Here is a 22697-nt window from a genome sequence, read left to right as displayed (position 1 = left end):
CATGAAGCGGATTTTGCTGTACGCGGCATCGACCGCGGTACTGTCGCTCGGCATTTTGCATGCATTTGCGCAGTCGGGCAGTGTGGAGAAAGCGGTTGGCGGCTACAATTTCGCCGAAGCCGCCAAGGAAGCCCCCGGTACGAAGAATTTCCACTCGGCTGATGGTCATTTGACCTTCGCAATTGTGACGCACACGGCAGGCAATGGCTTTTTTGACCCTGTCTATGTCGGCGCAACCGTCGCCGCCAACATGATCGGTGCCAAAATATTGCTGCTCGGTTCGGAATCGCCTGTGGACGATCCGGCCCGCGAGATCGAGATCCTGAACCAGATCGTTCAGGACCCAACCATTGACGGGATTATCATGACGACGCCGCAGGTCGGCGCCTACAATGATATCGTCAAGGCCGCCGAGGCGGCTGGCATCCCGATAGCCACGACCAATTCGTACGATCCGACCCTTCTGCACCGTAGCAGCATAAGCCATACAGGTCAGGATGCGTCAGCAGCGGCGATCGGCGGCGAGGCGCTCGCAAATTGCGTGCTCAAAAGTGGTAAGACCAGCGGCTCGATTGTCCTGCCATCCTCGACGGCGATGGGTAATGTTGAGGTGAACAACCGCGTGACGGCCGCTTTCAACGCAATCGTCAAGACGCTGAAGGACGCCGGCAAGCTCGACGCCTTCAAGGTCGACGCCGGTCCGGAGAATGTCGGCATCGACACCAATGCGAACGATCCGGTCAACGCGCTTGTTTCGCTTTTCGAGTCCCGCGGTGACGTGGTCGGCGCCTTTACCGCCAACAACGTCTTCACGCCCCCGCTCGTCAAGGCAGTGGCCCAGATGGGGTTGACCAACAAGTTCTGCGCTTTTGGTTTCGATCTCGGCCCGGCGCAGCAGGAAGGTATTGCCGCTGGAAATCTGACGGGCTCGCTGGGGCAGCAGCCGTTCCTGCAGGGCTTCTGGCCCGTCATGCAGCTCTATCTGCAAATCGATCGCGGCATTTCCGCCGCCAATCTCGACACGCGCGCCCAGCTCGTGACGAAGGATACTGTCGCAAAGGTTGGCAAGCGCTTCGAAAACTAAGCGCGCGCTTTATCTGGATTGATGTGGGAGGGCACAAACCCTCCTGCATCGCGGCAGCAGGGATTGGTCGGTAGAAACCATGGGGCTCACCAAGATGACATCGCTAGGCCGTGCGCCACCTCAGCTCGTCGGCGGCTGGGAGGCCGGGCTCCTGATCTTCCTTGCGTTGCTCTATCTTGGGGGCATCATCGTCAACCCGACGTTTTTCGGATCGACGGAGGCTCTCCATGCGCTTCTGCGCGATACATCCCGTGTAGGGATCATCGCGGTCGGAATGACGTTTGTTATCGCCAACAAAGATCTCGATCTTTCCGTTGGTTCAACTTACGGCCTGGTCGCTGTGGTCTTTGCCAGGCTTTTTGCGCCGAGCTTCCTGGACTTCGATATCGTCACGTCCGTGATCCTGTGCATGCTTTTAGGCACGGCGATCGGCCTGCTCAACGGCGTGCTTGTCACGATCCTGAAGGTCCCTGCATTCATAGCGACGCTGACGATGCTTTTTATCGGTCGCGGCTTCGTGCTCGCATTCACGCAGGGTCAGGCAATCTACTACTCCGACAAGGCAAACGAAAATTCGCCGTTCTTTCGTCTCGGTGAGACGAATGCTCTCGGCTTCAACAACCAGATTGCGATCTTCTTCCTTATTGCCGTCGTCGGGGCCCATGTGCTCGCACAGACTCGCTGGGGTTACGAAACCTTCGCCACCGGGGGAAACGAGCAGGCGGCGGCCTATGCCGGCATCAACACGCGTTGGGTGCGCATTCGCGCCTATCTGCTCTCATCGCTTTGCGCGACCCTTGCTGCTCTTCTGTCGGCCGCGCAGGACAAGGGCGTGACCCCTCTTTACGGCGTAGGCTGGGAGCTCACCGTTATTGCGTCCGTCATTATTGGCGGAGCATCGATCCTCGGCGGGCGCGGACGGGTGATCGGATCGTGTCTTGGCACTGCTGTCGTCGTGCTGATCGACAAGGTATTGCGCGAAGGCTGGCCGATCACGCGCACCGTCGTTATCGACGGCGAAAAAATTGCAGTCGGCGCCAAGTTCACGCTGCCCGCAGGCGCCGTGCTGGTCTTCCTCGGTCTACTTCTTGTCATTGCCGTGCTTATCGAACCTTTCCTCATTCGGCGCCAGGCGGCTGCCCGATTCTGGGCGTGGCTCCGCCGCCGGCCACCGCCGCCGGCCCCTGACACGGGCGGCGTGGCCCTGGAGGGCGTCCAGACCAAGGGCGCTATGGCGACCGACACAGCGCTGTCGGCCACCGGGCTCGGCAAGTTTCTTGCCCGGCGCGATGCACTCGCCATCATCCTGACAGCCGTGTTGTGGCTGACGGGCCTTGCGCTCAGGCCCGACTACTGGTGGAACCTGTCCAACACCTTCGCCATCCTGCTCAATTACACGGAACTGGCAATCATCGCAGTCGGGATGACCTATGTCATCGCCGCCGGCGATATCGATCTCTCCGTAGGTTCGGTGCTTGCGCTTGCAGGCAGCACCGCGGCCTATTTCCTGAAGGTGCTGGGCGCCGAGCCGCTCACTGCCATAGCGATGGGCCTGCTCGCTGGGTCAGCCGCCGGATTGGTCAACGCGGCCGTCACGGTCGGCTTCAAACTGCCTGCCTTCATCGCCACGCTCGGGATGTTCTACATCGCGCGCGGTCTGGCCGCCTGGTTCGTCGCAGGACAGCAACTGACGGGCTGGTCCGAGGGTTACAACCTTCTCGGCCGCAAGATGGATGACGTATTCCTCCATTTCGGCCTTGAGTTGCCGCCGGGGGTCATGCGCACGGTGGCTGAGGTTGTCAGCGTCCAGACGATCTGGATGTTTTTCGTCGCCATCATCGCCGGCATCGTGCTTGCCTACACACCATTCGGGCTCAAGGTCTGCGCCGCCGGCGGCAAACTCCGTGCCGCTGCCTATGCCGGCATCAACACGAACCGCGTGCGCTTCATCTCACTCATGCTTTCAGCGGTCTGCGCAACCATGGCCGGGATCATCAATGTCGCGTATTTTCGTAGCTTCAACCCCGTCGCAGGCCAGTTCCGCGAGCTTGATGCCATAGCCTCGGTGATCATCGGCGGCGGATCGATTTTTGGCGGTTATGGCACGATGATCGGCTCGCTTGCCGGCGCGGCCGTCATCACACTCGTCCGGGCACTCCTTCAACTCAACGTTCAGGGGTTCACCATGCCGCAGCACTGGATCAATGTCTTCATCGGCGTCATCCTCATTGTCGCGGTGCTGATCGATATATGGGTGCGCCAGGCAAATATCTTCGGACGCCTGCGAGAGCGCATCGCGAGAGGCGCGAGAACAGGAGAAGGCATCCATGGCTGACGCGACGCCACTACAGCCGATTGTGGAAATGCGGGGCATTGAGAAAGCCTTCGGCGCCGTGCAGGCGCTTCGCAAAGTCGACCTTGTACTCTATCCCGGAGAAATTCTCGGCCTCGTCGGCGACAATTCGGCCGGCAAGTCGACGCTGATGAAGATCCTGACCGGCGCCTATCAACGGGATGCCGGCGAAATCCTTGTTGCCGGGCAAACGGTACACTTCAAGAGCCCGCATGAGAGCCGCGATGTCGGCATCGAAATGATCTACCAGGACTTCGCGCTTTGCGGGAACATGGACGTCGGCCAGAACATATTCCTTGGCCGCTGGCCGCTCAAAGGTCTCTTCGTCAATCGCAGGAAGATGTATGCGGATGCCGACAGCGTGCTGAAGCGGCTCAAAGTCGACGTGAACTCCGTCTATCAAAAAGTGGAGAGCCTGTCGGGCGGGCGCCAGCAATCGGTGGCGATTGCCCGGGCGATCTCGTTTGAGCCGCGCGTTGTGATTCTCGATGAGCCGACCGCCAACCTTTCCGTGATGGCGACGGAACGGCTGCTTGAAACCATGCTGGAACTCAAGAAACAAGGCGTCGCCCAGATCATCATCTCGCACCGCCTGGTCGATATTTTTGCCGTCGGCGATCGCGTCATGGTCTTGAAGCGCGGCGAATATGTCGGTGATCGCTACGTCAAGAACACCGATGAGCACGAGGTCTTGGAGATCATCGTTTCCGGCACGCCAGAGACCGCGCTAACGGCCGATGCCGCAAGAAACATTTGATCAGCCATCGCAGCGTCACGGACCTCACGGGAAAAAGAAAGTCGCGGCCGACGCTACCAATCCGCCGTGGATTAGCGATAACATCGATGCTGCCGTATCGACGGCAGCATCGGCGAAATTCAACTGGGGCGAGGCAACGACATGGCTGACCGGCTAAAGGGCAAGATCGCAATCATCTCCGGGGGCGCGACGGGGATGGGAGGAGCGTCCTCCCGGCTCTTTGCCGCCGAAGGCGCGCAGGTCGCAATCATCGACCGAAACGGCGACGCCGCCGCTGAAACCACAAAAGCAATTCGCGACGCCGGTGGCTTTGCGGACTATTGGGTCGCAGATGTTTCCGACGAAACCGCGGTTGCCACCGCGGTGAAAGGGGTCGAGGACAAGTTCGGGCCGGTCACCGTGCTCTTCAATCACGCAGGAACGATCGTCATCAAACCGTTCCTGGAGACGACGCTTGCGGAATGGGACTGGCTGCACGCGGTCAATGTCCGCTCAATGTTCCTGATGACCCGCGCGGTGCTTCCGCGGATGATCGCGGCAGGCGGCGGCTCCATCATATGCACGTCATCGATATCAGCCGTGGCGGCGACGCCGATGGAAGTGCTTTACGACACTACCAAGGGCGCGGTTCATATGTTTGCACGCGCCATCGGTGTCGAATTTCGAGACCGCAATATCCGCTGCAACGCCGTCTGCCCCGGCTTCATTCGCACGCCGCATGGATTACGCGAGGTGAACGAGCTTCAAGCGCTCGGCGTTGACGTGTCGGATGCGGCGATTGCCGCCCAGCAGGGCCGCATCGGCGAACCTGAAGATGTGGCGCGGGCAGCGCTTTACCTCGCAAGCGATGACTCTCGTTTCGTCAACGGTGCGCATCTGTTCGTGGATAACGGCTTTACAGCCATCTGAAAAAAGAAGCCGCTTTGCCGGCACCTGACCTTAGTGCAAATGGCTGGCCGTTTTGCCTTGCCGTAGACCGGACCTCACTCTTATCCGGGCTGCCGGGTGAGCTGCGCCAACGCTGCGGGACGCTTTATAGTTTCGTCCGGTGCGTCATCGTTGGACGCCTGAATTACGACAGCACGCAGACGAAAACGTTGCAGTGCAATGAGCGGCATTATTTCTTAAAAAACGTATTGTTTCAAACCGAGTTTCCATTATACTTGCTATGGTTGTACGCTATCCTTATTCTTATTGAGATTATCCCATGACAATCCCGTTCGAAGCGTTCCAACATGTCGATTGAGGGCCGACTATACGTTGTCGCCCGTGAGTCCGTAAATGGACAATTTTCCACCTATGGCGACCTTGCGGCCAAGGTGCATGAGGCCGCGCCCGCAGAATTCACGTATAATCGCCTCGAAGAAAAGCACGTCATGCAAGTGTCTTCGATCGTGCCCTACGTGTCCCTGATCCATTTGATTGGTCTACTCCGGGTCAACGGCGACGAGCTCTACGAAAGCATATTGGATTCAGAACCGTCGCCCGAAGGTGCGGAGGTGGTGATCAATCAACGGGCCATCGCTAAATTGGAAGAATCCGGTTTTAACCGCGCCAACTACTTGCGGGCGGTTCACGACATGCTGCGCCAGGATGCCATTGTCTTGCCGACCCTGCGCGACGTTTACCAGGCAATGGGGCCAGACGTTAGCGAACTGCATTTTCTTCAGCTCTGCGCTCTCGGCGGTGTCCGCCGCCATTTTGGGTTTTCGCTCGTTACCAGACGCATGATGATTCCGACGGAGGTTCGTCCATGAGCCGGGAGCAATTCATATCCTATGTGCAGGAATCGGATGCGCGCACCGACCCAAACTTGGATCTCTATCGTGTCGAGACCCAAGCCATGAAGCGGCTGGCAACAACTGCGGATCGCGCCTTCCTGGCTGTTGGTTTGAAGGGTGTTGGCAAAACCGCCTGCTTCAAGAGCCTGAGCGCCGGACGTGACGTCGATTTCGTGCAAGCGATCAGTGCCGGCACACAAGAACCGCTGAACATCGAAGGGTCGCGACCGACGCTTCAGTTTGTGGAGGACATCCGCTCAGAACTGGTGATGCAGGCGTTGAACACCCTGGTCGAGAAGCTGAAGACAGATAAGAAACTCGCCAAAAAGGTTCCCGATGATCTCCATCAGGAAGCTCAGGTGCTGGTCACGAAGCTTTGGAAGCGATTGAAAGACGCCTTCGGCAACCTTGGTGGCATCACTATTCTCGGCTTTGGGATCAGCTTTCGAAACCGCCAGCAGCAAGACACTGGTTTGAGGCTTGTGCCGAGGGATGAATACACCAAGGCGTTCTCGATTGTTGAGCGCCTGTCGAAATCCATTGATTTCCGGATCGTCGTTGACGATCCTGAATCGGTATTTGCGGCTGATGAAGGCCTCAACGAAAACCTCGTCGCCGCCTTGGCCATTGCTGCCCACGAGCTGCAAACTCGGCTTACGAATTTCAAATGCATCGTCTTGATGAAGCCGAACGTCTTTCGGGCATTGCGAAGAGTCGACGAATTCGTCAACCTGCCCCCAAATGGCCGCGTCCGGCTCAGCTGGACGGAAGAGGAACTGAAGGATGTCATTCGACTGCGGGCAAAAGCTGCGCAGATTGATTTGGCCACGGCATTCAAGACCGATCCGGAGCCGGCACTCGACGCCATTGTTAAAGACTGTCGCTCTGGCCCGCGCGATGCCTTGCGTCGGCTTGAATTGCATTTCGATGCTCATCTCGACGAGCCCGTCACTCCTGAGACGCTTGAGAAAACAATCGACAGCTACAGCGAAGCCTGCTTCGAACAAATGTATGGCGCATACGAACGACAATATCGCGGCCTGTCGCGCGCAGCGATTGTCCTCTTCGAAGGCCCATCCGCGAGTGTTCCTAAGGTCAATGTTCGCAACCGGCTCGATTCCATGATCGGATCAAGCAAGGAAATCCTGGCATTCAAGGATGAAAGCTGGGCCCGTGACGCGACCCTATTCGCCGACCTTCTCGTGCAATTCGGGCTCGTGGCGATTCAGACCGCCAACAGCATCGTCTTGCCTTATCACGCCCACTACCCCGAAGAAGCGGCCAAGTCCGACGCCGTTTTTACGCTTATTCCCGGTTTGCGGGGTCGCGCGAACATCGCCGCGGCAAGGACAAAGCCCGTCACCGAGCGTCGCAAGGGCCGTTAACTTTTTGGAGTATCACGGCCGCGAAAAATCCAGATGAACAGTTGCAGGCTTGCCGGCGAGCAAGGTCGAGCACGATCAGCAGCGGTCTTCCACGGTTAGCACGTCAGTTCTTGTGTTCCGGCATCGCCGAGGAGTGATGCGACGCAATCAGCCACTTTCCATGTTCGACTTCGTAGGTGAAAGTGTAGCGGGCCGGCACTTTCGTTCCATCGGCCATCGTAAACGTATAGAGGCCGGTGTCGGTGACCTTATTGCAACCGATCCTGATGGTCCGGCTGTCGATCTTGCCTTGCGGCTTCTTCTTTAGGAAGTCCTTGAAATAGGCCTTGCGCTCTTCCTGCGTCACGCGCGGCTTGTTCGATAACGTCGGCAGGAGAACCGCGTCGGGGGCGTAGTTCTCGACGACCTTCTGGGGATCGAGCGTTGCCAGCGACGCATTCCACCGGTCGAAGAGCCCTTCCACCTGTTTCTTTGTGATCGGAGTACATTCGACGGCCCACGCCGGACCCGCGATGAAAGATGCGAATGCGGCTACCAGAACAAGTTTATGCATAGTGCCCCCGACTTTTACTGTTTTCTCCCGTCAACCGCAGAATACCGCGTTCAGGTCGCACTGGCGAGGGAGAGGCTCCGCACGGATGGGATCCGCGGCAGCCTCGGATTTCCTCATGGCCGGGTCTTTCGTTACGGTTTCGCGCGATCCGGATGCGCCGCCTGAAAGGCGGGCAGTGTGGCGCATCTGCCATCGATATCGACGATGCGCTCGAAACCCGTCACGTCCACGCCCCAGCGGCGGGCATTATAGACCTGCGGCACAAGACAGAGGTCCGCAATCGTCGGCTGATCTCCAAAGCTGAATTCTCCATCGGATTCGGAGAGCATTGCTTCCAGTTTGCCAAGGCCGTCCGCAATGAAGTGCGTCATCCATTCTTCGCGGACCTCAGCTTTGCCCACTATGGTCATGACATGCGCCGTGACATGCATGTTGCAGATGGGATGGATGTCCATAGCGATCGCGTATGCCAGTGCACGCACCTGTTGCCGGTCTGCAATATTCGGTGGCATCAATCCGCATTCCGGCCGAAGCTCGGCCAGATATTCGATGATTGCCAGCGACTGTGTCAGCACCCTTCCATCGATCACCAATGTCGGCACGAACCCCTGCGGATTGAGCGCTAGATAGTCCGGGCTCCTCTGCTTGCCTTCCAGCAAGTTGATCGGCACGGCTTTGTAGCCAATTTCAAGCATATTGAGCGCAATGCGGACGCGATAGCTCGCCGATGATCTCCAGTAATCGTAGAGAATGACCTCACTCATGGCGACTTCAATTCTCCATATCTTTCGACAGTCTGTTCGATCGCCCCGAAGATCGAATGCCCAGCCTGGTCCTTCATTTCGATACGGACCTGATCCCCGAACCGCAGGAATGGGCTCTTCGGCGATCCGGTTTCGATGGTCTCGATCATCCGTATCTCGGCAATGCAGGAATAGCCGTCTCCTCCATGTTCCACCGGCTTGCCTGGCCCCCCGTCCAGCTTGTTGGAGACTGTTCCTGAGCCGATGATCGTGCCGGCCACGAGATTGCGGGTTTTGGCGGAGTGGGCGATCAGTTGGCCAAAATCAAACGTCATGTCGACGCCGGCGTTCGCCTTGCCGAATGCCTTGCCGTTCAAGCTCACAAGCAGTGGAAGATGCACCTTGGCGCCGTCCCACGCCTCTCCAAGTTCGTCCGGCGTCACCGCGACTGGAGAAAATGCCGATGCGGGCTTGGACTGGAAGAAACCAAATCCCTTTGCCAGTTCCTCCGGTATGAGCGCGCGCAGCGACACGTCGTTGACGAGCATCACCAGGCGTATGGCGCTGCGGGCAGCCTCTAGACTGGAACCCATGGCAACATCGCCCACGACGACGGCGACCTCGCCTTCCATGTCGATCCCATAAGCCTCGTCAGCCATCGCGATCGGATCGCGGGGGCCAAGGAAACCGTCCGATCCCCCTTGGTACATCAACGGATCGACCCAAAAGCTGGCCGGCATCTCAGCGTTGCGCGCCTTGCGCACCAGTTCGACATGGTTGACGTAGGCCGAGCCGTCGGCCCACTGATAGGCCCGCGGCAAAGGCGACGCGGCGTCATGTTCGTGAAACCGGATCGTCGGCTGCGCGCCCGTCTCGATGCCTTGGGCGACGCGCACAAGTCTGGGCGCCACGTGCTCCCAATCGTCGAGAGCGGCCTGCAACGTGCGGGCAATATGACCGACCTCGGAGCAGCGGGTAAGGTCACGGGAGACGACAACGAGCCGACCGTCCCTTGTGGAGTCCTTCAACGTCGCAAGCTTCATGTCTCAATTCCAGTGTCGGAGGATGGATGCACGGGCCGGGCTTCACTTGATGCCCGGCGTTCCGTCGAATCTGCGTTCCAAGCCGTCCCAGCACTCCAGGTAGTTGTCCTGCCGTGTTTCAAGCTCGGCCGCGTATTTTGTCACCTGCTGTGGAAACCTGGTCTCGAACATGAACGCCATGGTGTTCTCCAGCTTCACCGGCTTAAGTTCGGAACTGGATGCCTTTTCGAAACCCGATGCGTCCGGCCCGTGAGGAAGCATCATATTGTGCAGGCTCATGCCGCCCGGCACGAAACCCTGCTCCTTTGCATCATATTGGCCATGAATCAGGCCCATGAACTCGCTCATGATGTTGCGATGATACCAGGGCGGGCGGAAGGTGTGTTCCGCCACCAGCCAGCGCGGCGGAAAGATCACGAAATCGACATTCGCCGTGCCGGCACTTTCGGTTGGAGCGGTCAATACGCTGAAGATCGACGGATCGGGGTGGTCGAACAGGATCGCGCCGACCGGCGAAAATGTCCGCAGGTCGTATTTGTAGGGGATGTAGTTGCCATGCCACGCGACCACATCGAGGGGCGAGTGGCCGATTTCCGTGACATAGAACTTCCCGCACCATTTGACATGCACGCGGCAAGGCGTTTCCTTGTCTTCGAAGGCCGCAACGGGGGTCTTGAAGTCGCGCGGATTTGCCAGGCAGTTCGCGCCGATAGGTCCGCGATCCGGCAACGTGAATTTCGCGCCGTAATTCTCACAAATATATCCGCGCCAGACATTCTCATCGCCCTTGCGCGTCACCTTGAACATCATGCCGCGCGGGATGACGCATATTTCCAGGGGCTCGATGTCCATGGCGCCCATTTCGGTGAACACCCTGATGGCGCCGATCTGGGGGACGATCAGTAGCTCGCCATCGGCATTGAAGGAATAATTGTCCACCATGTCCTCGTTGAAGACATAGGCGTGCGACGCCATGCCCGTCTGGGTCATGACATCACCGGCGGTGGTGATCGTGCGAATCCCTTCGAGGAAGGTCAGTTTCTCTGTTGGTGTTGGGACTGGATCCCAACGGAGCTGGCCCAGAGGAAGCGAATGTTCGTCCTGGCAGGGCGCGGATTTCCAGAGCGGATAGGAGGTGTTCGAAAAGCGACGGGTGTGGCGCACGCTCGGGCGAATACGATAGAGCCAGGACCTTTCGTTCGTCCCGCGGGGGGCGGTGAACGGTGAGCCGGAAAGCTGTTCGGCGTAGAGACCGTAATTGCATTTCTGCGGGCTGTTCTGGCCCTGTGGCAGAGCCCCCGGGAGCGACTCCGTCTCGAAGTCATTACCGAAGCCGGGCATATATTGCAGCGTCTCCGCCGCCGTGGTCTGGCGGTCGGAACCCTGAGTTCTCGTCTGGTCCATCGCTCCACTCCTCCCGAAAACCACAGCGACCCCGCCCGTTCACGGGATCGCCGAAAGATCATTCCGCTGCGGTGCCGATGACGCCACGCTTGATCTGATCCGCCTCGATCGACTCGAAGAGCGCACGGAAATTGCCTTCGCCAAAGCCTTCGTCACCCTTGCGCTGGATGAATTCGAAGAAGATCGGGCCAATGACGGTTTTTGAGAAAATCTGGAGCAGGATTTTCGTCATGCCGCCATTCACCACACCTTCGCCGTCGATAAGGATACCATGTTTCTTCATACGTTCGATGGGCTCCTCATGGCCATTCACGCGTTCATAAGACATGTCGTAATAGGTCTCCGGAGGACCCGGCATGAAGCGGAGGCCGTTGCCGGCAAGCCTGTCGGTGGCCTCGTAGATATTTTCCGTCCCAACGGCGATGTGTTGGATGCCCTCGCCATTGTACCTCTTCAGAAACTCCTCGATCTGGCTCGTATCGTCCTTCGATTCATTCAGCGGAATGCGGATTTTGCCGCAGGGCGACGTGATGGCGCGGCTCACGAGGCCCGTGATACGCCCATCGATATCGAAGAAGTGGATCTGCTTGAAATTGAACTTTTCACGGTAAAAATCCCACCATTTGTCCATGTTGCCGCGGAAGACGTTGTGCGTCAGATGGTCGAGATAATAGAAACCCAGACCTTCGGGATGCGGGTCACGCAGGCCAAGCCAATCGAACTCGGCGTCGTAAGCCGATCCCTTTTCACCATAGGTTTCGACAAAATAGAGCAACGACCCGCCAATGCCAACAATCGCCGGGACATCGAGCGTCTTGTCGTCTCCTTCATAGGGAACGGCACCTTTTGACACTGCGTGGTCGAACGCGTGCTTGGCATCGACAACGCGCCAGGCCATCGACGGGGCACAGGGACCATGATCTGCGACGAAACGGGTGGCATGACTGCCGGGTTCGGCATTTAGAACATAGTTGATGTCGCCCTGCCGCCAGACGGTGATGTCTTTCGTCTTGTGCTTGGCGACCACAGCGTAGCCCATGCGTGTAAAGAGCTCGCGCAGTTTCTCGGGTTCGGGATGGGCGAATTCGACAAATTCGAAGCCATCGGTACCGGCCGGATTGTCGGCGCTGATTTCCGGCGGCGGCGCATCATGCGGGAAGGGACCCATTTTCTCCTCCTGGGAAATTTGCATTTTGATTATGCAAAGTGTGATCCAAAACGCATGCAATGTTCTTGCATTCTTTATGGAAAAGGAGGAAGTTATGCACGATCTGTGAGTGTTTCTGAGGTTTCGCGCAATGAATGAACAGCTCGACAAATTCGATTTGCGTCTGCTCCAGGAGCTTCAAAAGGACGGCCGGTTGACCAACAACGAGTTGGGCGAACGGATCGCGCTTTCGCCCTCGCAGTGTTCGCGCCGGCGGACGAGACTGGAGGCTGAGGGATATATTCGGGGTTACCAGGCCAACCTGGATAGGCAGAAATTAGGTTTGGAAATGCTGGTGGTCATTTCCGTGACGCTCGCAACCCACAACAGGGACAATGCTCAAAGATTTTCCCAGCTAATCAGCGGACTCCCGGAAGTTCTCGAAGCCTATGCGCTGACGGGTGAAATGGATTATCACCTGAAGGTGGCGACCCGCGGACTCACCGACCTTTCAAGATTCGTCAACGATGTCCTGTTGCCGCACGAGTCGGTGCAGCATGTGAAGACTTCGATCGTCCTCGATACGCTCAAGACGTTTGAAGGACTCCCGGTGTTCATGCCAAGCAGCTGGCATGGCGATAGCTGAGTCGGTAACGCGCGAAACGCGCTAGATCGGCAGTTCGGTCGAGAATTTCAGCTCGCGCAGCACGAAGCTCGACACCACCGTGCGCACATGCGGGTTGCGCATGAGGTATCGGGTCATGAAGGCCTCGTAGCTTTCCACGTCCCTCGCCCGGATCTTCAGCATGTAGTCGAAGGCGCCGGACAACGCGTAACACTCCATGATCTCCGGCCGTTCCAACACCACCGAGGCGAAAGACGCCACAGCTTCTTCGTGATGATCCTCCAGCGTCACATGCGCGATCACGCAGAGCTTGAGATCGAGTTTTCCGGGGTCGAGCAGTGTCACACGCTTGCGGATGACGCCGTCCGATTCCAGCTCCTGGATCTTCCGCCAGGCCGAACTCTGCGACATGCCGGCCCGTTCCGCCAGCTCTGCCAGCGACAGGCTGCCATCGGCTTGGACGAGTTGCAAAAGCTTGCGATGAAAGTTCCCATTATCTTTCATTTATAGCGCCATATTCGAGAGTATTTTCCATTATCATGGCGAATACCAGCGCAAAAGAAAAGAAAAACCGTCGATTTCGGAGTATAGTTGCAAGACCGACGCAAGTGCCTGGAGGATCGGCATATGACCAAGGAAAGCAGCTACACCGCCAAACTCCCCGGCCCAGACGGCTTATACGCTTACACCTCCGAAGAAGACGCAATATGGGGCGAACTATACGAGCGCCAGATGAGGCTGCTGGCCAATATGGCCTGCCGCGAATATCTGGACGGCGTCAAAACCCTGGGGCTCAAGCCCGACAAGGTGCCTCAGCTTCGCGATGTCAACCGGCGCCTGAACGAGACCACCGGCTTCGGCGTGGAAGGCGTGCCAGCGCTCATTCCGCCCTCGCGCTTCTATGAGCTTCTGTCGGAAGGCAAATTCCCGCTCGCAACCTTCCTGCGCCGTCGCGAGCATATCGACTATATCGAGGAGCCGGATCTATTCCATGAGGTTTTCGGCCACTGCCCGCTGTTGACGAACCAGAGCTATGCGAATTTCGTGCGGCATTTCGGCGAAACCGCCGTCCACCTCGGCAAGGGCTATTCCTGGCACCTGTTCCGCATCTTCTGGTTCACCGTCGAATTCGGGCTGATCAACACGCCGCAAGGCCGCCGCTGCTTCGGCGCGGGCATCGTCTCGTCGCCAAGCGAAACGAAGGCGGCTATGGAGGGCAAAACCTGCGAATTCCGGCCGTTCGACCTGCTAAGCGTCCTCAGGACACCCTATCGGATCGATATCGTCCAGCCGATATACTATGTCATCGACAGCTTCGCCGACCTTGAAGCGATCGTCGAGCAGGATATCGGGAGCCTGATCGTGACCGCCAAGTCTCTGGGTGATTTCGCCCCACTTTCGAAGCCAAGGCCTCGTGAACGGCTGATTATCGGGCAATCGGCTGCAGCAAATAGATGCAGCCGATTGCCCTTATCAAACTGCGGATCAGTATTTCGGCGGAACATAGAGTTCCGGCGGCAGAACTTTGCGCTCGTAGCTAGGATTGAACACCCGCTGCGGCAGCGCGACTTCCTCATGCGGCACGTCTTCGTAGGGGATCTGATGGAGCAGATGGTCAATGCAATTGAGACGCGCGCGCTTCTTGTCATTCCCCTCGACGATGTACCATGGCGCTTCCGGAATGTTGGTGCGGGCGAAGGTTTCTTCCTTGGCCTTGGTATAAGCCTCCCAGCGAACGCGCGACTGCAGATCCATGGGTGACAGCTTCCACTGCTTCAAAGGATCGTGGATGCGCACCAGGAAGCGCATCTGCTGCTCCTCGTCGGTGATCGAGAACCAGTATTTCACCAATCGGATTCCGGAGCCCACCAACATGCGCTCGAATGCAGGCACGTCGCTGAAAAATTGTTCGACCTGATCTTCGGTCGCAAACCCCATCACTCGCTCGACACCAGATCGATTGTACCAGGACCGGTCGAAGAGGACGATTTCACCGCCGGCCGGAAGGTGCGGCACGTAACGCTGAAAGTACCATTGCGTCTTTTCGCGATCCGAAGGAGCAGGTAGTGCGACTACCCGGGCCACACGTGGATTCAGGCGCTGGGTGATGCGCTTGATGACGCCGCCTTTACCTGCCGAGTCGCGGCCTTCGAAGATCACCACAACCTTTTCTTTGTGATAGGCGACCCAGTCCTGCAACTTGATCAGCTCGGCTTGAAGCGTAAGCAAGGCTCGAAAATAGTCGATGCGGGGAATCGAGGGGGGATGCGCCTTTTGATAGATCCTGCGAATTTCCTCGGAAAGCGCCGGCTCCGAAAGCTCGAGCTCGTAGTCTTCATCTATGGTATCGGCCAGTTCCGCTTCCAGCCAGTCGGGCTGCTCGGCCTTATCTTTCGACGTCATCTTCCGCTCCTACGCGCTTTGCATCCGCTGTGCCCTCAGCCCGCGGTTGTCAGGCTGGCATGTTGTCACTTATTCCATATCCGCATGAAATAAATTTGAAACAATGTCCAAGCGTCGGTAAACGGATGAGGCCTGGTGGTTAACCAGGCCTCGGCAATTCCGGTTGTCAGTTCTTGCGAGCAGATTGGCTAAACCACTTGTCGAAGCCGATGGCGCCTATGCGGGCGTTGTCCTCTTCCCTCGGGACGAGCGAGCCGTTATCCAACTCCGTGCCGAAATAGAGCGCGTGCGGATCCGCAGCGACCTTGCGCGGATCGTTGGACGCCTTCAGGAACCGCGCGATGATGTCGGTGAAGGGCGCCCGTTCTGGCCCGGCGATATAAATTATGCCGTTCGTCGGCGGCGCTAGCGCCACGTCTGCCATGACATCCGCGACGTCATCCGACGCGATAGGCTGAAAATTGACGGCCGGCAGGTGCACGGTCTCGCCGACCGTTGCCGACTGAGCGATGCCGGCCAAGAACTCGAAGAACTGCGTCGAGTGAACGATGGTATAGGGGATCCGGGAAGCCCTGATCAGATTCTCCTGGGCCATCTTAGCTCGCAAATAGCCGCTTTTCGGCAGACGCTCAGTTCCGACGACCGAGAGCGCGATGTGGTGCTTCACGCCAGCGGCGGCTTCCGCGGCAAGCAAGTTTCGGCCGGACGTTTCGAAAAATTCCAGAACGGCCTTGTCCTCGAAGGATGGCGAATTCGCGAGATCAAGTACGACCTGCGCTCCGGCAACAGCCTGGGCCAAACCTTCGCCGGTGATGGTGTTGACCCCAGTGTTCGGGGAAGCGGCGATTACTTCGTGACCCTTCTTGCGCAGCCTCTCTGCCGTCTTTGAACCGATCAGGCCCGTGCCGCCAATAATAACGATTTTCATGTCGAATCTCCCAATTTACGGTTTGAAATTGCGTGCTCTGCGTGGTCGTGACCAATGCTGCGGAGAATGCGCCAGCCCGGCGCGCGAGCCTATCGAACGGAAGCATTGGCCACATGATGCCAAAGTGTAGGTTGGCTATATCAGGCGATCGGCAATCCCGGCCGAAACGGGTTCGCGGCTCTCGGCATTGGCTGGGTTCGCGGTGCGCGCAGATGGCTGATCGGTGCCAGGTATCGGTTCATGACGATCGGAGCATCTGCGTAAGCAGACACGCACCTAACCGATGGTAATCTATCCAAGGAAGACATAACGTTCCCCGACCCCAAGAAGCTCGAAGCTACATATTCGATCGAGCTGGCTGCTCACAGTGGCGAAGGATCACTTGGGTGTGAGCTTTGCATTTTATCAAAAATGCCGCAAGACACGCAGCGCGACCGCACCTACGACTTAGCGGAAATCGCACTCAGCTCTTCGAGATCGAGGTCTCGTTCAAGCTCATCCAGCGTCTCGTCATCGATATCGCCGGCGCGGTGAAGCCGTATGAGTTCGCGGCGCCCGGTAGCGACCGCTTCCAGAACAACATCGAAATGGGCATGGAGCACAGGTACATAATGTTCCGTGCGCTCTGCATAGTCGACAATCATCACGGCCCGGCGCTGATACCGCTCCAGCAATTGAGGATGGATGAGATTGCCCTGGCCATCATAGGCCCGGCGTTGGACAGTCGCCAATTGCGCCTTGGCCATGGCGGCCTCGGCCTGGCTCATGGTGAGGCGCGCCTTTTCCGACTCGGGCTCGGTCAGCCTCGCCCAGTCGATCACCCGCCCCAGCGTCGTACCCTGGACCAACACCGTGCCGAGAATGACGGCAAAGGACGTCACGAGGATGAAATCGCGGCCGGGAAAACCTTCGGGCAAGCTCAGCGCGAGCGCCAGCGTCACCACGCCACGAACACCTGCCCAACTGAGGACAGTCGCGCCGGGAGCGCCTAGCGGCGTGTACCGCTTAAGCCCCAAAGCGTTGCAAAGCCTGATCAACAGGTCTGATCCGAACACCCAGGCAAAGCGCGCAAGCGCTAGTGCGATCAAGATCGCGAGGATCGGCCCTCCCATGGTTGCAAGCACCACTCCAAAGCCACCGCCACGTTCGACGACGCCGCGCAGGGACAGCCCGATCAATATGAAGACCGTGGCTTCCATCAGAAAGATTATCACCGTCCAGAATGACGTGCCGCGCATGCGTGTTGCGGCCGAGAGGAGAGTGTGTTGATACCAGCCCGCGATCAGGCCTGTTGTAACAGCGGCAATGACGCCCGAAACATGGACCATTTCGCCGAGTAGATAAGACAGCCAGCCCAAAAGCGTGGTGGAGGCGATGATCAGATATTCGTCGCCCAGGCGGCGTACGAAGAGGACCCAGACCGTACCGACGGCAATGCCGACGAGAGCGCCGCCGAACGCCAGCAGAAAGAAGCTCGTCACCGCATCGGTCGTGCTGAAGAGACCCGTTACAGCAGCGGCAACGGCGAAACGGAAGAGCACCAGGCCGCTCGCGTCGTTGAACAGGCTTTCCCCTTCGAGCAGGATCTGCAGCCGCCGCGGGAGTTTCACGCGCTGCAGCACGGCGCGGGCAGACACCGCATCGGGTGGCGAAACGATCGCTCCCAATGCAGCGCAGGCCGCCCAGGGCAGCGATGGAAACATGAGATGCGCCGCCATGGCCACTACGGCGCAGGTGAAAATCACCGCACCGATCGCAAGCGATGCAATACCGATCACATGGCGGCGCAACCGGCCAAGGGCTATTGACCAGGCACCGTCCATGAGGAGCGGCGGCAGGAAGATGACGAGCACCAAGGCGGGATCGACTGTGATCGCCGGCAGGCCCGGTAGGAAGGCCAGCAGCGCGCCCCCGGCCAGCAGCGCCACCGAAGGCGGCAATCCGAGCCTGTGGGCGGCGTAATGCAGCGCGATGATCGCCATGAACATTACGATCACCAGCTCGAACAAGTGTATTGGGTCCATGGGTGCCTGCCCTGAAACTGCTTTTATTGCGATGGGTTTACTACAACGCATTATGATGGGTTTTATTACAAGGCGTGGTGCGTCGAAACGCAACCATTCAAGCGTGCTCATCGGGATGGATTCAACGGAAATCGCCCGGTCACCTACCCAAGGCCAGAGTAGGTTCCCAGATGTACACTGTCGCGTTCGCGGGATGGGAACAGTAAGAGCCTGCAGTCAGCCGATCGATCGACGCGGCTGAGGCAGCATGGCGTGCAACGACAACCCTTCCTGCCCGATGCTCCTTTTAGAAGAGCGGCCGTCGCCGCATTCAGGCATATGTTCCGCCAGTGGGTTCGGAGATACGGGCGAATTGGGTTGGCAGCCAAAACCGGAACTCGGCACCGCCGTCCGGACAATTCGAGACGCTTATGCTTCCGCCATGTGCGATGATGATCGACTGGCACACAGCTAGTCCGATACCGACGCCATCGTCCTTTGTCGTGAAGAAGCAATCGAAGATACGATCAAGGTCGCCGACTGCAATACCAAGGCCACTGTCATGGACGGAGAACACGACTTTATCGCCATCCTCGACGCCGGTGCTGAGATCGATGCGCTGCAACGAACCGTTCCCTTGGTCAATGGCCTGGATGCTGTTGACGAGCAGATTGACGATGACCTGCTGCAGCTGGATCCGGTCTCCCAGAACCGCAGGAAGATCGGCGGCAAGCTTCACCGATAGAGAGATCGACCGAGCTTCGATATCGTGGCGGACGAACAGCAGGGCTTCGTCGACCACATCGTTCAGGTTGAGCGGAAGCCGCTCCGGTTCTTGTTTCGCCGCCATCCCCCGAATGCGCTTGACGATATCACTCGCACGGCGCGCGCTTGATACTACGCGCGTCGTGAGCTCGCCGACCTTGACCAAATTCGGATCGTCGCGCGACAACCATCTGAGGCTGGTCTCGCCATTGGTCACGATGGCGGAGAGAGGCTGGTTGACTTCATGCGCGATGGATGTCGCGAGTTCGCCGAGGATGGAGATTCGCGCGGCATGCGTGAAGTCGGTTTCGAGCTGACGAAGCCGTCGCTCCGTTCGGAGCCGTTCGGTGATATCCTCCAGCCCAATGAGTGCGACATCAAGCCGTTGCGGCCCCGGATAGGTTACCGATACCCGCACGTCGAGGATCTGGCCATCAAAAGTCCGGACCTTCATGACCTCTGAATAACTACGTCTGCCTTCGAAGCGTGCGACGATTACCCTGCGAGCCGTTTCGGGAGATGCTGCAAACAGGAAGCCGACGGGCCTGATGAAATCGGCGGGCGCGGTTCCGTTGAAGAGCGCCACCGCCTTCTGATTGGCGTCAATTACACGAACGACGCCGTTGGCGAAGTCTAGCAGTTCCGGGTGATCGTCGAGATAGGCGTCCAGGTCGCTGACGCCCTCGGTTTTCAGCTCTCCGAATGTCTGTCCCATGCGACTTAAATCGACCTGCAGCAAGGCGGTCGGCAGCTGGTGGATCATTTTGCGATAGCGTTCTTCGCTGGCGCGCAGATACCAGAACGAGCGATCGTCGTCGATCACACCATTGACGGCCACGAACACCGTATCGCTGCGCTCAAGCGCCTCGGATCGCCAGACGGTTACGACCGCATCGCGCAGTATTCCATCAGGGGCGACCTTGCGCATGCTGGTGGCGGAGCGGTCGGTTGCCACGGCCGCGATAAGTTCGGCGAGTACGGCACGGCCGACCCGTGGCCAGAAGGCGCCGACAGACTCGCCGATCATCCCGGCACGTCCGGCATGGGCGCCTACGAGATGCGCAGCCCGTTCGTTGACATTGACGATGCGGGTGCCTGTCAAAAGCTCATCTATCCAATCCGGCCGCTGCGCCAAATCGGCGCCCAGGCCTCGGCTCATCAGGTCCCCGATCGCCTCGAGAAGCGGGCGGACGTGTGACGTGTCGAGTTCCCAGCTTGCGGCCGCTTGGCGGTGCAAGTTGATCTCTGGGAAAGAAGACGGATAGCGTTCCTTGCCGGCACGTTGTCCGTACTCGACTATGTCGCGGGGTCGGCCCTCTGCGTCGCACCTCACGGTCTGCCTGACGACCGCAGTGACTTGTCCACCGCACGACGCACGTCGTTTGACCAGGCCCGCCCAGGTCCCCTCCTGCAGAAGCGTGTGCCACTGCTTGACGCATAGCTCCGCATTGGAGGACATCTCCGTGATACTGCGTCCGACCGAGCCAATGGCCGGCCAGCCGTAGAGCCGTTCGGAAGCTGGATTCCAGTATCGGATATTACCGGCAAGGTCGAAGACCATCACGCTCTCCGACGCAAGATCGGCGAGTTCTGTCTCTGAGCCTACGTTCCAGGAAGCATCGCTCTGATCAGCCGGAACACGTCTCGCCGCCATTTCAGCCATCGGGTCCATCCTCCTGTTCGTTTGCATCACCAAGCCGACCATTCGAACGCAGCGCCGAATTCAGATGCCGAAGAAGAGCTTCGTCGGCGAATGGCTTGGTCAAATAGGCATATGCACCGCCTTCCAAGGCACGGGATCGGATACTTGAATCCGCATAAGACGTGACGATGATCACGGGCAAGGTCGAACCCCGCTGTTTAAGGCGTTGTAGGAGATCGAGCCCACTGATACCGGGCAGCCGCACATCGCTGATGAGACAACCGAAAGGCGAATGTTCAAGAGCCACCAGGAAAGCTTCAGCCCGATCGAAGGTACGGCATGGCAGGCCGAGAACCTGAAGGAGATCGGAGAGGGCTTCTCGCAACGCTTCGTCGTCTTCAACGATCGCAATGACAGGCGACTCGAACAAGTAAATGGCCTTTGTTGCTGCCGCGGCGTCTCAGGCCGCCCTCCCAAAGTTTTTCTGAATCCGCCCCACATTGTAACCATACCAAGGTCTAGGGTTGATGCTTCTCGCGAATGTCGGCGGGCAATATTTCCCAGGCTCGGATGAGCTCCCCAACGGAAATGGTCCGCATCTTGCGCATCATATTGCTTCGATGAAGCTTGACGGTGATCTCGCTAATACCGAGCTCGAAGGCGATCTGTTTGTTGAGGCGGCCATGCGCGACTTGATGCAGGACCTGCCGTTCGCGTGGCGTCAACGATGTGAACCGCCCTACATGCTGCTTGACGGTCTGGGCTTGTGCCCGCTGCGCGGCATCCCGTTCGATACCCGCGATCACCGCGTCAAGCAGAGTCTGATCCCGGAAGGGCTTTGTGAGGAAATCGATGGCGCCGGCCTTCATTGCCTGCACCGTCATGGGAATGTCTCCATGGCCGGTGAGAAAGATGATAGGCTTTGCGTTGCCTCTTGAAGCGAGCTGATACTGAAGGTCGAGGCCGCTCGATCCGGGCATGCGGACGTCGAGCACCAAGCAGCCGGGCCGCTCGGGAAGCTCCGAATCCAGCAGCTCGCGCGGCGAGGAGAAACAGCGGACATCGAGTCCAACGGACAACATGAGTTCCTGAAGCGAATCCCGCACGTCGTCGTCATCATCGACGATAAGAACGAGCGGGCGATCCGCGTCGGTGGCAAGCGTGGTCATGAGCTCACCTCGTCGGCTAGGAAGTCGGGAAACACGAATGGCCCGACCATGTCCCTTCCATCGCGACAGCTTCCATTGCCCCCTGTCCGCGCCTTCAAGTCGGAAAATCCCGCGCCGACGATGATGATTTCTCGTTCCATAGCCATACCCCTTTCTGTTCGCCGGACGCGACGCGCCTCAGCCGTCCGGCTGCGGCCGGAAAAGACTTGGTCTCTCAGGGTTTGTCGATCTTCGGTTGAGAAGACGGGTCGCGCCCTACCGGTTTTCGGGCACGAGACTTGATCCGGCCGCCAAGCCAATCTCGAACGTCGTTCGAAAAATCAGCCGGCGCCTTGCGGTCTACGATGCCTGCCACGTCTGCCAGCGTCTGACTGGCCAACGAGTCACGCATGGCCTTCTCCGCACGCAGCATCACCGCGTGGATCGCGCATGTTCCGGCTGTCGCCCAGCCAGGCGGCCGGTCACCGAATAGGGCGCAACGACCGCGAATCTCCTGGCAATCGAATAGCGGCTTCTCGCCCTCGATCGCATCGACGACATCCAAAATAGTGATATCCCCGGGCTTTCTGGCGAGTAGATATCCGCCATGTACCCCCTCCGACGCCCGTACGATCCCGGCCTTCTCGAGCTTCGGGAAAATCTTCGCCACGAAGCTCGGAGAGATGCCCTGAAACTCAGCCAAATCACGGCTGCTCACTGGCATAGCCGAACCAGCCAACCAGAGCAGACTGTGCAAACCATATTCCACGCTTACGGTCACATGCGCCATAACACGGACTATATCAATCCGTGTTATGGCGCGCAAGCTAAAACTCAGATAATCTTTATCCGTGTTCACATCGCTGCCCCAAAGGACAATAGGCAAGGGCCGAATTTCGGCTCACAAACCATCGACGGAGGGCGGAGGCACCG

20 protein-coding genes and 1 pseudogene are annotated in these 22697 nt (G+C 58.5%); 8 read left to right on the top strand and 13 right to left on the bottom strand.

The window, feature by feature from the left end:
- Position 1: 1 nt before the first annotated feature.
- The 6 genes from CCGE525_RS24120 (at position 2) to CCGE525_RS24095 (ending at position 7360) form a co-directional block, all read left to right on the top strand.
- Positions 2 to 1084, top strand: a complete 1083-nt coding sequence (locus CCGE525_RS24120) for a substrate-binding domain-containing protein (protein WP_120706884.1) — start codon at positions 2 to 4, stop codon at positions 1082 to 1084.
- 79 nt (positions 1085 to 1163) lie between these two features.
- On the top strand, positions 1164 to 3419 hold the full coding sequence (locus CCGE525_RS24115) for an ABC transporter permease (protein ID WP_120706883.1): 2256 nt from the start codon (positions 1164 to 1166) through the stop codon (positions 3417 to 3419).
- The gene (locus CCGE525_RS24110; protein ID WP_120706882.1) at positions 3412 to 4194 is read left to right on the top strand and encodes an ATP-binding cassette domain-containing protein; all 783 of its coding nucleotides are present in this window, start codon (positions 3412 to 3414) and stop codon (positions 4192 to 4194) included. Before CCGE525_RS24115 ends, CCGE525_RS24110 begins: the two co-directional genes overlap by 8 nt.
- A gap of 141 nt (positions 4195 to 4335) precedes the next feature.
- A complete protein-coding gene (locus CCGE525_RS24105; protein ID WP_120706881.1) occupies positions 4336 to 5103 on the top strand; it encodes an SDR family NAD(P)-dependent oxidoreductase in 768 nt (255 codons plus the stop codon).
- Between the two features lie 326 nt (positions 5104 to 5429).
- Complete coding sequence (locus tag CCGE525_RS24100) at positions 5430 to 5951, top strand: hypothetical protein (protein WP_120706880.1); 522 nt, start codon at positions 5430 to 5432, stop codon at positions 5949 to 5951.
- 23 nt (positions 5952 to 5974) lie between these two features.
- Entirely contained in the window at positions 5975 to 7360 is a 1386-nt protein-coding gene (locus CCGE525_RS24095; RefSeq protein ID WP_162950289.1) for a P-loop ATPase, Sll1717 family, read from the top strand.
- 103 nt (positions 7361 to 7463) lie between these two features.
- Here CCGE525_RS24095 and CCGE525_RS24090 read toward each other — a convergent pair whose 3' ends face one another.
- From CCGE525_RS24090 to hppD, 5 genes are all read right to left on the bottom strand, one after another.
- Complete coding sequence (locus tag CCGE525_RS24090) at positions 7464 to 7913, bottom strand: SgcJ/EcaC family oxidoreductase (protein ID WP_120706878.1); 450 nt, start codon at positions 7911 to 7913, stop codon at positions 7464 to 7466.
- A 131-nt stretch (positions 7914 to 8044) separates the two neighbouring features.
- Complete coding sequence (gene maiA / locus CCGE525_RS24085) at positions 8045 to 8677, bottom strand: maleylacetoacetate isomerase (protein ID WP_120706877.1); 633 nt, start codon at positions 8675 to 8677, stop codon at positions 8045 to 8047.
- Positions 8674 to 9699, bottom strand: coding sequence for a fumarylacetoacetate hydrolase family protein (locus CCGE525_RS24080; protein WP_120706876.1), 1026 nt, complete (start codon positions 9697 to 9699; stop codon positions 8674 to 8676). Before CCGE525_RS24080 ends, maiA begins: the two co-directional genes overlap by 4 nt.
- A gap of 42 nt (positions 9700 to 9741) precedes the next feature.
- Positions 9742 to 11103: a homogentisate 1,2-dioxygenase gene (hmgA, locus tag CCGE525_RS24075; protein ID WP_120706875.1), complete on the bottom strand. Its 1362-nt coding sequence runs from the start codon at positions 11101 to 11103 to the stop codon at positions 9742 to 9744.
- 58 nt (positions 11104 to 11161) lie between these two features.
- The gene (gene hppD / locus CCGE525_RS24070; protein WP_120706874.1) at positions 11162 to 12271 is read right to left on the bottom strand and encodes a 4-hydroxyphenylpyruvate dioxygenase; all 1110 of its coding nucleotides are present in this window, start codon (positions 12269 to 12271) and stop codon (positions 11162 to 11164) included.
- 130 nt (positions 12272 to 12401) lie between these two features.
- On the opposite strand from hppD, the gene CCGE525_RS24065 reads away from it, so the two are divergent.
- Positions 12402 to 12896 carry an Lrp/AsnC family transcriptional regulator gene (locus CCGE525_RS24065; RefSeq protein ID WP_120708599.1) on the top strand — a complete coding sequence of 165 codons (495 nt, stop codon included), beginning with the start codon at positions 12402 to 12404 and terminating at the stop codon, positions 12894 to 12896.
- Positions 12897 to 12917: 21 nt separating this feature from the next.
- On the opposite strand, the gene CCGE525_RS24060 is transcribed toward CCGE525_RS24065, so the two are convergent.
- On the bottom strand, positions 12918 to 13379 hold the full coding sequence (locus tag CCGE525_RS24060) for an Lrp/AsnC family transcriptional regulator (RefSeq protein ID WP_120706873.1): 462 nt from the start codon (positions 13377 to 13379) through the stop codon (positions 12918 to 12920).
- 123 nt (positions 13380 to 13502) lie between these two features.
- Between CCGE525_RS24060 and CCGE525_RS24055 the strand changes: the two are divergent.
- Positions 13503 to 14293, top strand: a pseudogene (locus tag CCGE525_RS24055) (phenylalanine 4-monooxygenase).
- A 67-nt stretch (positions 14294 to 14360) separates the two neighbouring features.
- Here the strand turns inward: CCGE525_RS24055 and ppk2 are convergent.
- The 7 genes from ppk2 to CCGE525_RS24020 all read right to left on the bottom strand — a co-directional run bounded on the left by ppk2 (position 14361) and on the right by CCGE525_RS24020 (position 22554).
- A complete protein-coding gene (ppk2, locus tag CCGE525_RS24050; RefSeq protein ID WP_120706872.1) occupies positions 14361 to 15278 on the bottom strand; it encodes a polyphosphate kinase 2 in 918 nt (305 codons plus the stop codon).
- Positions 15279 to 15444: 166 nt separating this feature from the next.
- Positions 15445 to 16206 (bottom strand): SDR family oxidoreductase, encoded by a 762-nt coding sequence (locus CCGE525_RS24045; RefSeq protein ID WP_120706871.1) that lies wholly within the window; start codon positions 16204 to 16206, stop codon positions 15445 to 15447.
- Positions 16207 to 16646: 440 nt separating this feature from the next.
- A complete protein-coding gene (locus CCGE525_RS24040) occupies positions 16647 to 18230 on the bottom strand; it encodes a Na+/H+ antiporter (protein ID WP_120706870.1) in 1584 nt (527 codons plus the stop codon).
- Positions 18231 to 18540: 310 nt separating this feature from the next.
- Positions 18541 to 20637 (bottom strand): PAS domain-containing sensor histidine kinase, encoded by a 2097-nt coding sequence (locus tag CCGE525_RS24035; protein ID WP_245472276.1) that lies wholly within the window; start codon positions 20635 to 20637, stop codon positions 18541 to 18543.
- Entirely contained in the window at positions 20630 to 21046 is a 417-nt protein-coding gene (locus CCGE525_RS24030) for a response regulator transcription factor (RefSeq protein ID WP_120706869.1), read from the bottom strand. The genes CCGE525_RS24035 and CCGE525_RS24030 overlap by 8 nt, the downstream gene beginning before the upstream one ends.
- 88 nt (positions 21047 to 21134) lie before the next feature.
- The gene (locus CCGE525_RS24025) at positions 21135 to 21785 is read right to left on the bottom strand and encodes a response regulator transcription factor (protein WP_120706868.1); all 651 of its coding nucleotides are present in this window, start codon (positions 21783 to 21785) and stop codon (positions 21135 to 21137) included.
- A gap of 214 nt (positions 21786 to 21999) precedes the next feature.
- Positions 22000 to 22554, bottom strand: a complete 555-nt coding sequence (locus CCGE525_RS24020; protein ID WP_120708597.1) for an RrF2 family transcriptional regulator — start codon at positions 22552 to 22554, stop codon at positions 22000 to 22002.
- Positions 22555 to 22697: the final 143 nt, after the last annotated feature.

This window comes from Rhizobium jaguaris (genome assembly GCF_003627755.1).
In the GTDB taxonomy this organism is placed as follows: Bacteria; Pseudomonadota; Alphaproteobacteria; order Rhizobiales; family Rhizobiaceae; genus Rhizobium; species Rhizobium jaguaris.
This window is presented reverse-complemented; position numbering and strand designations above follow the sequence as displayed.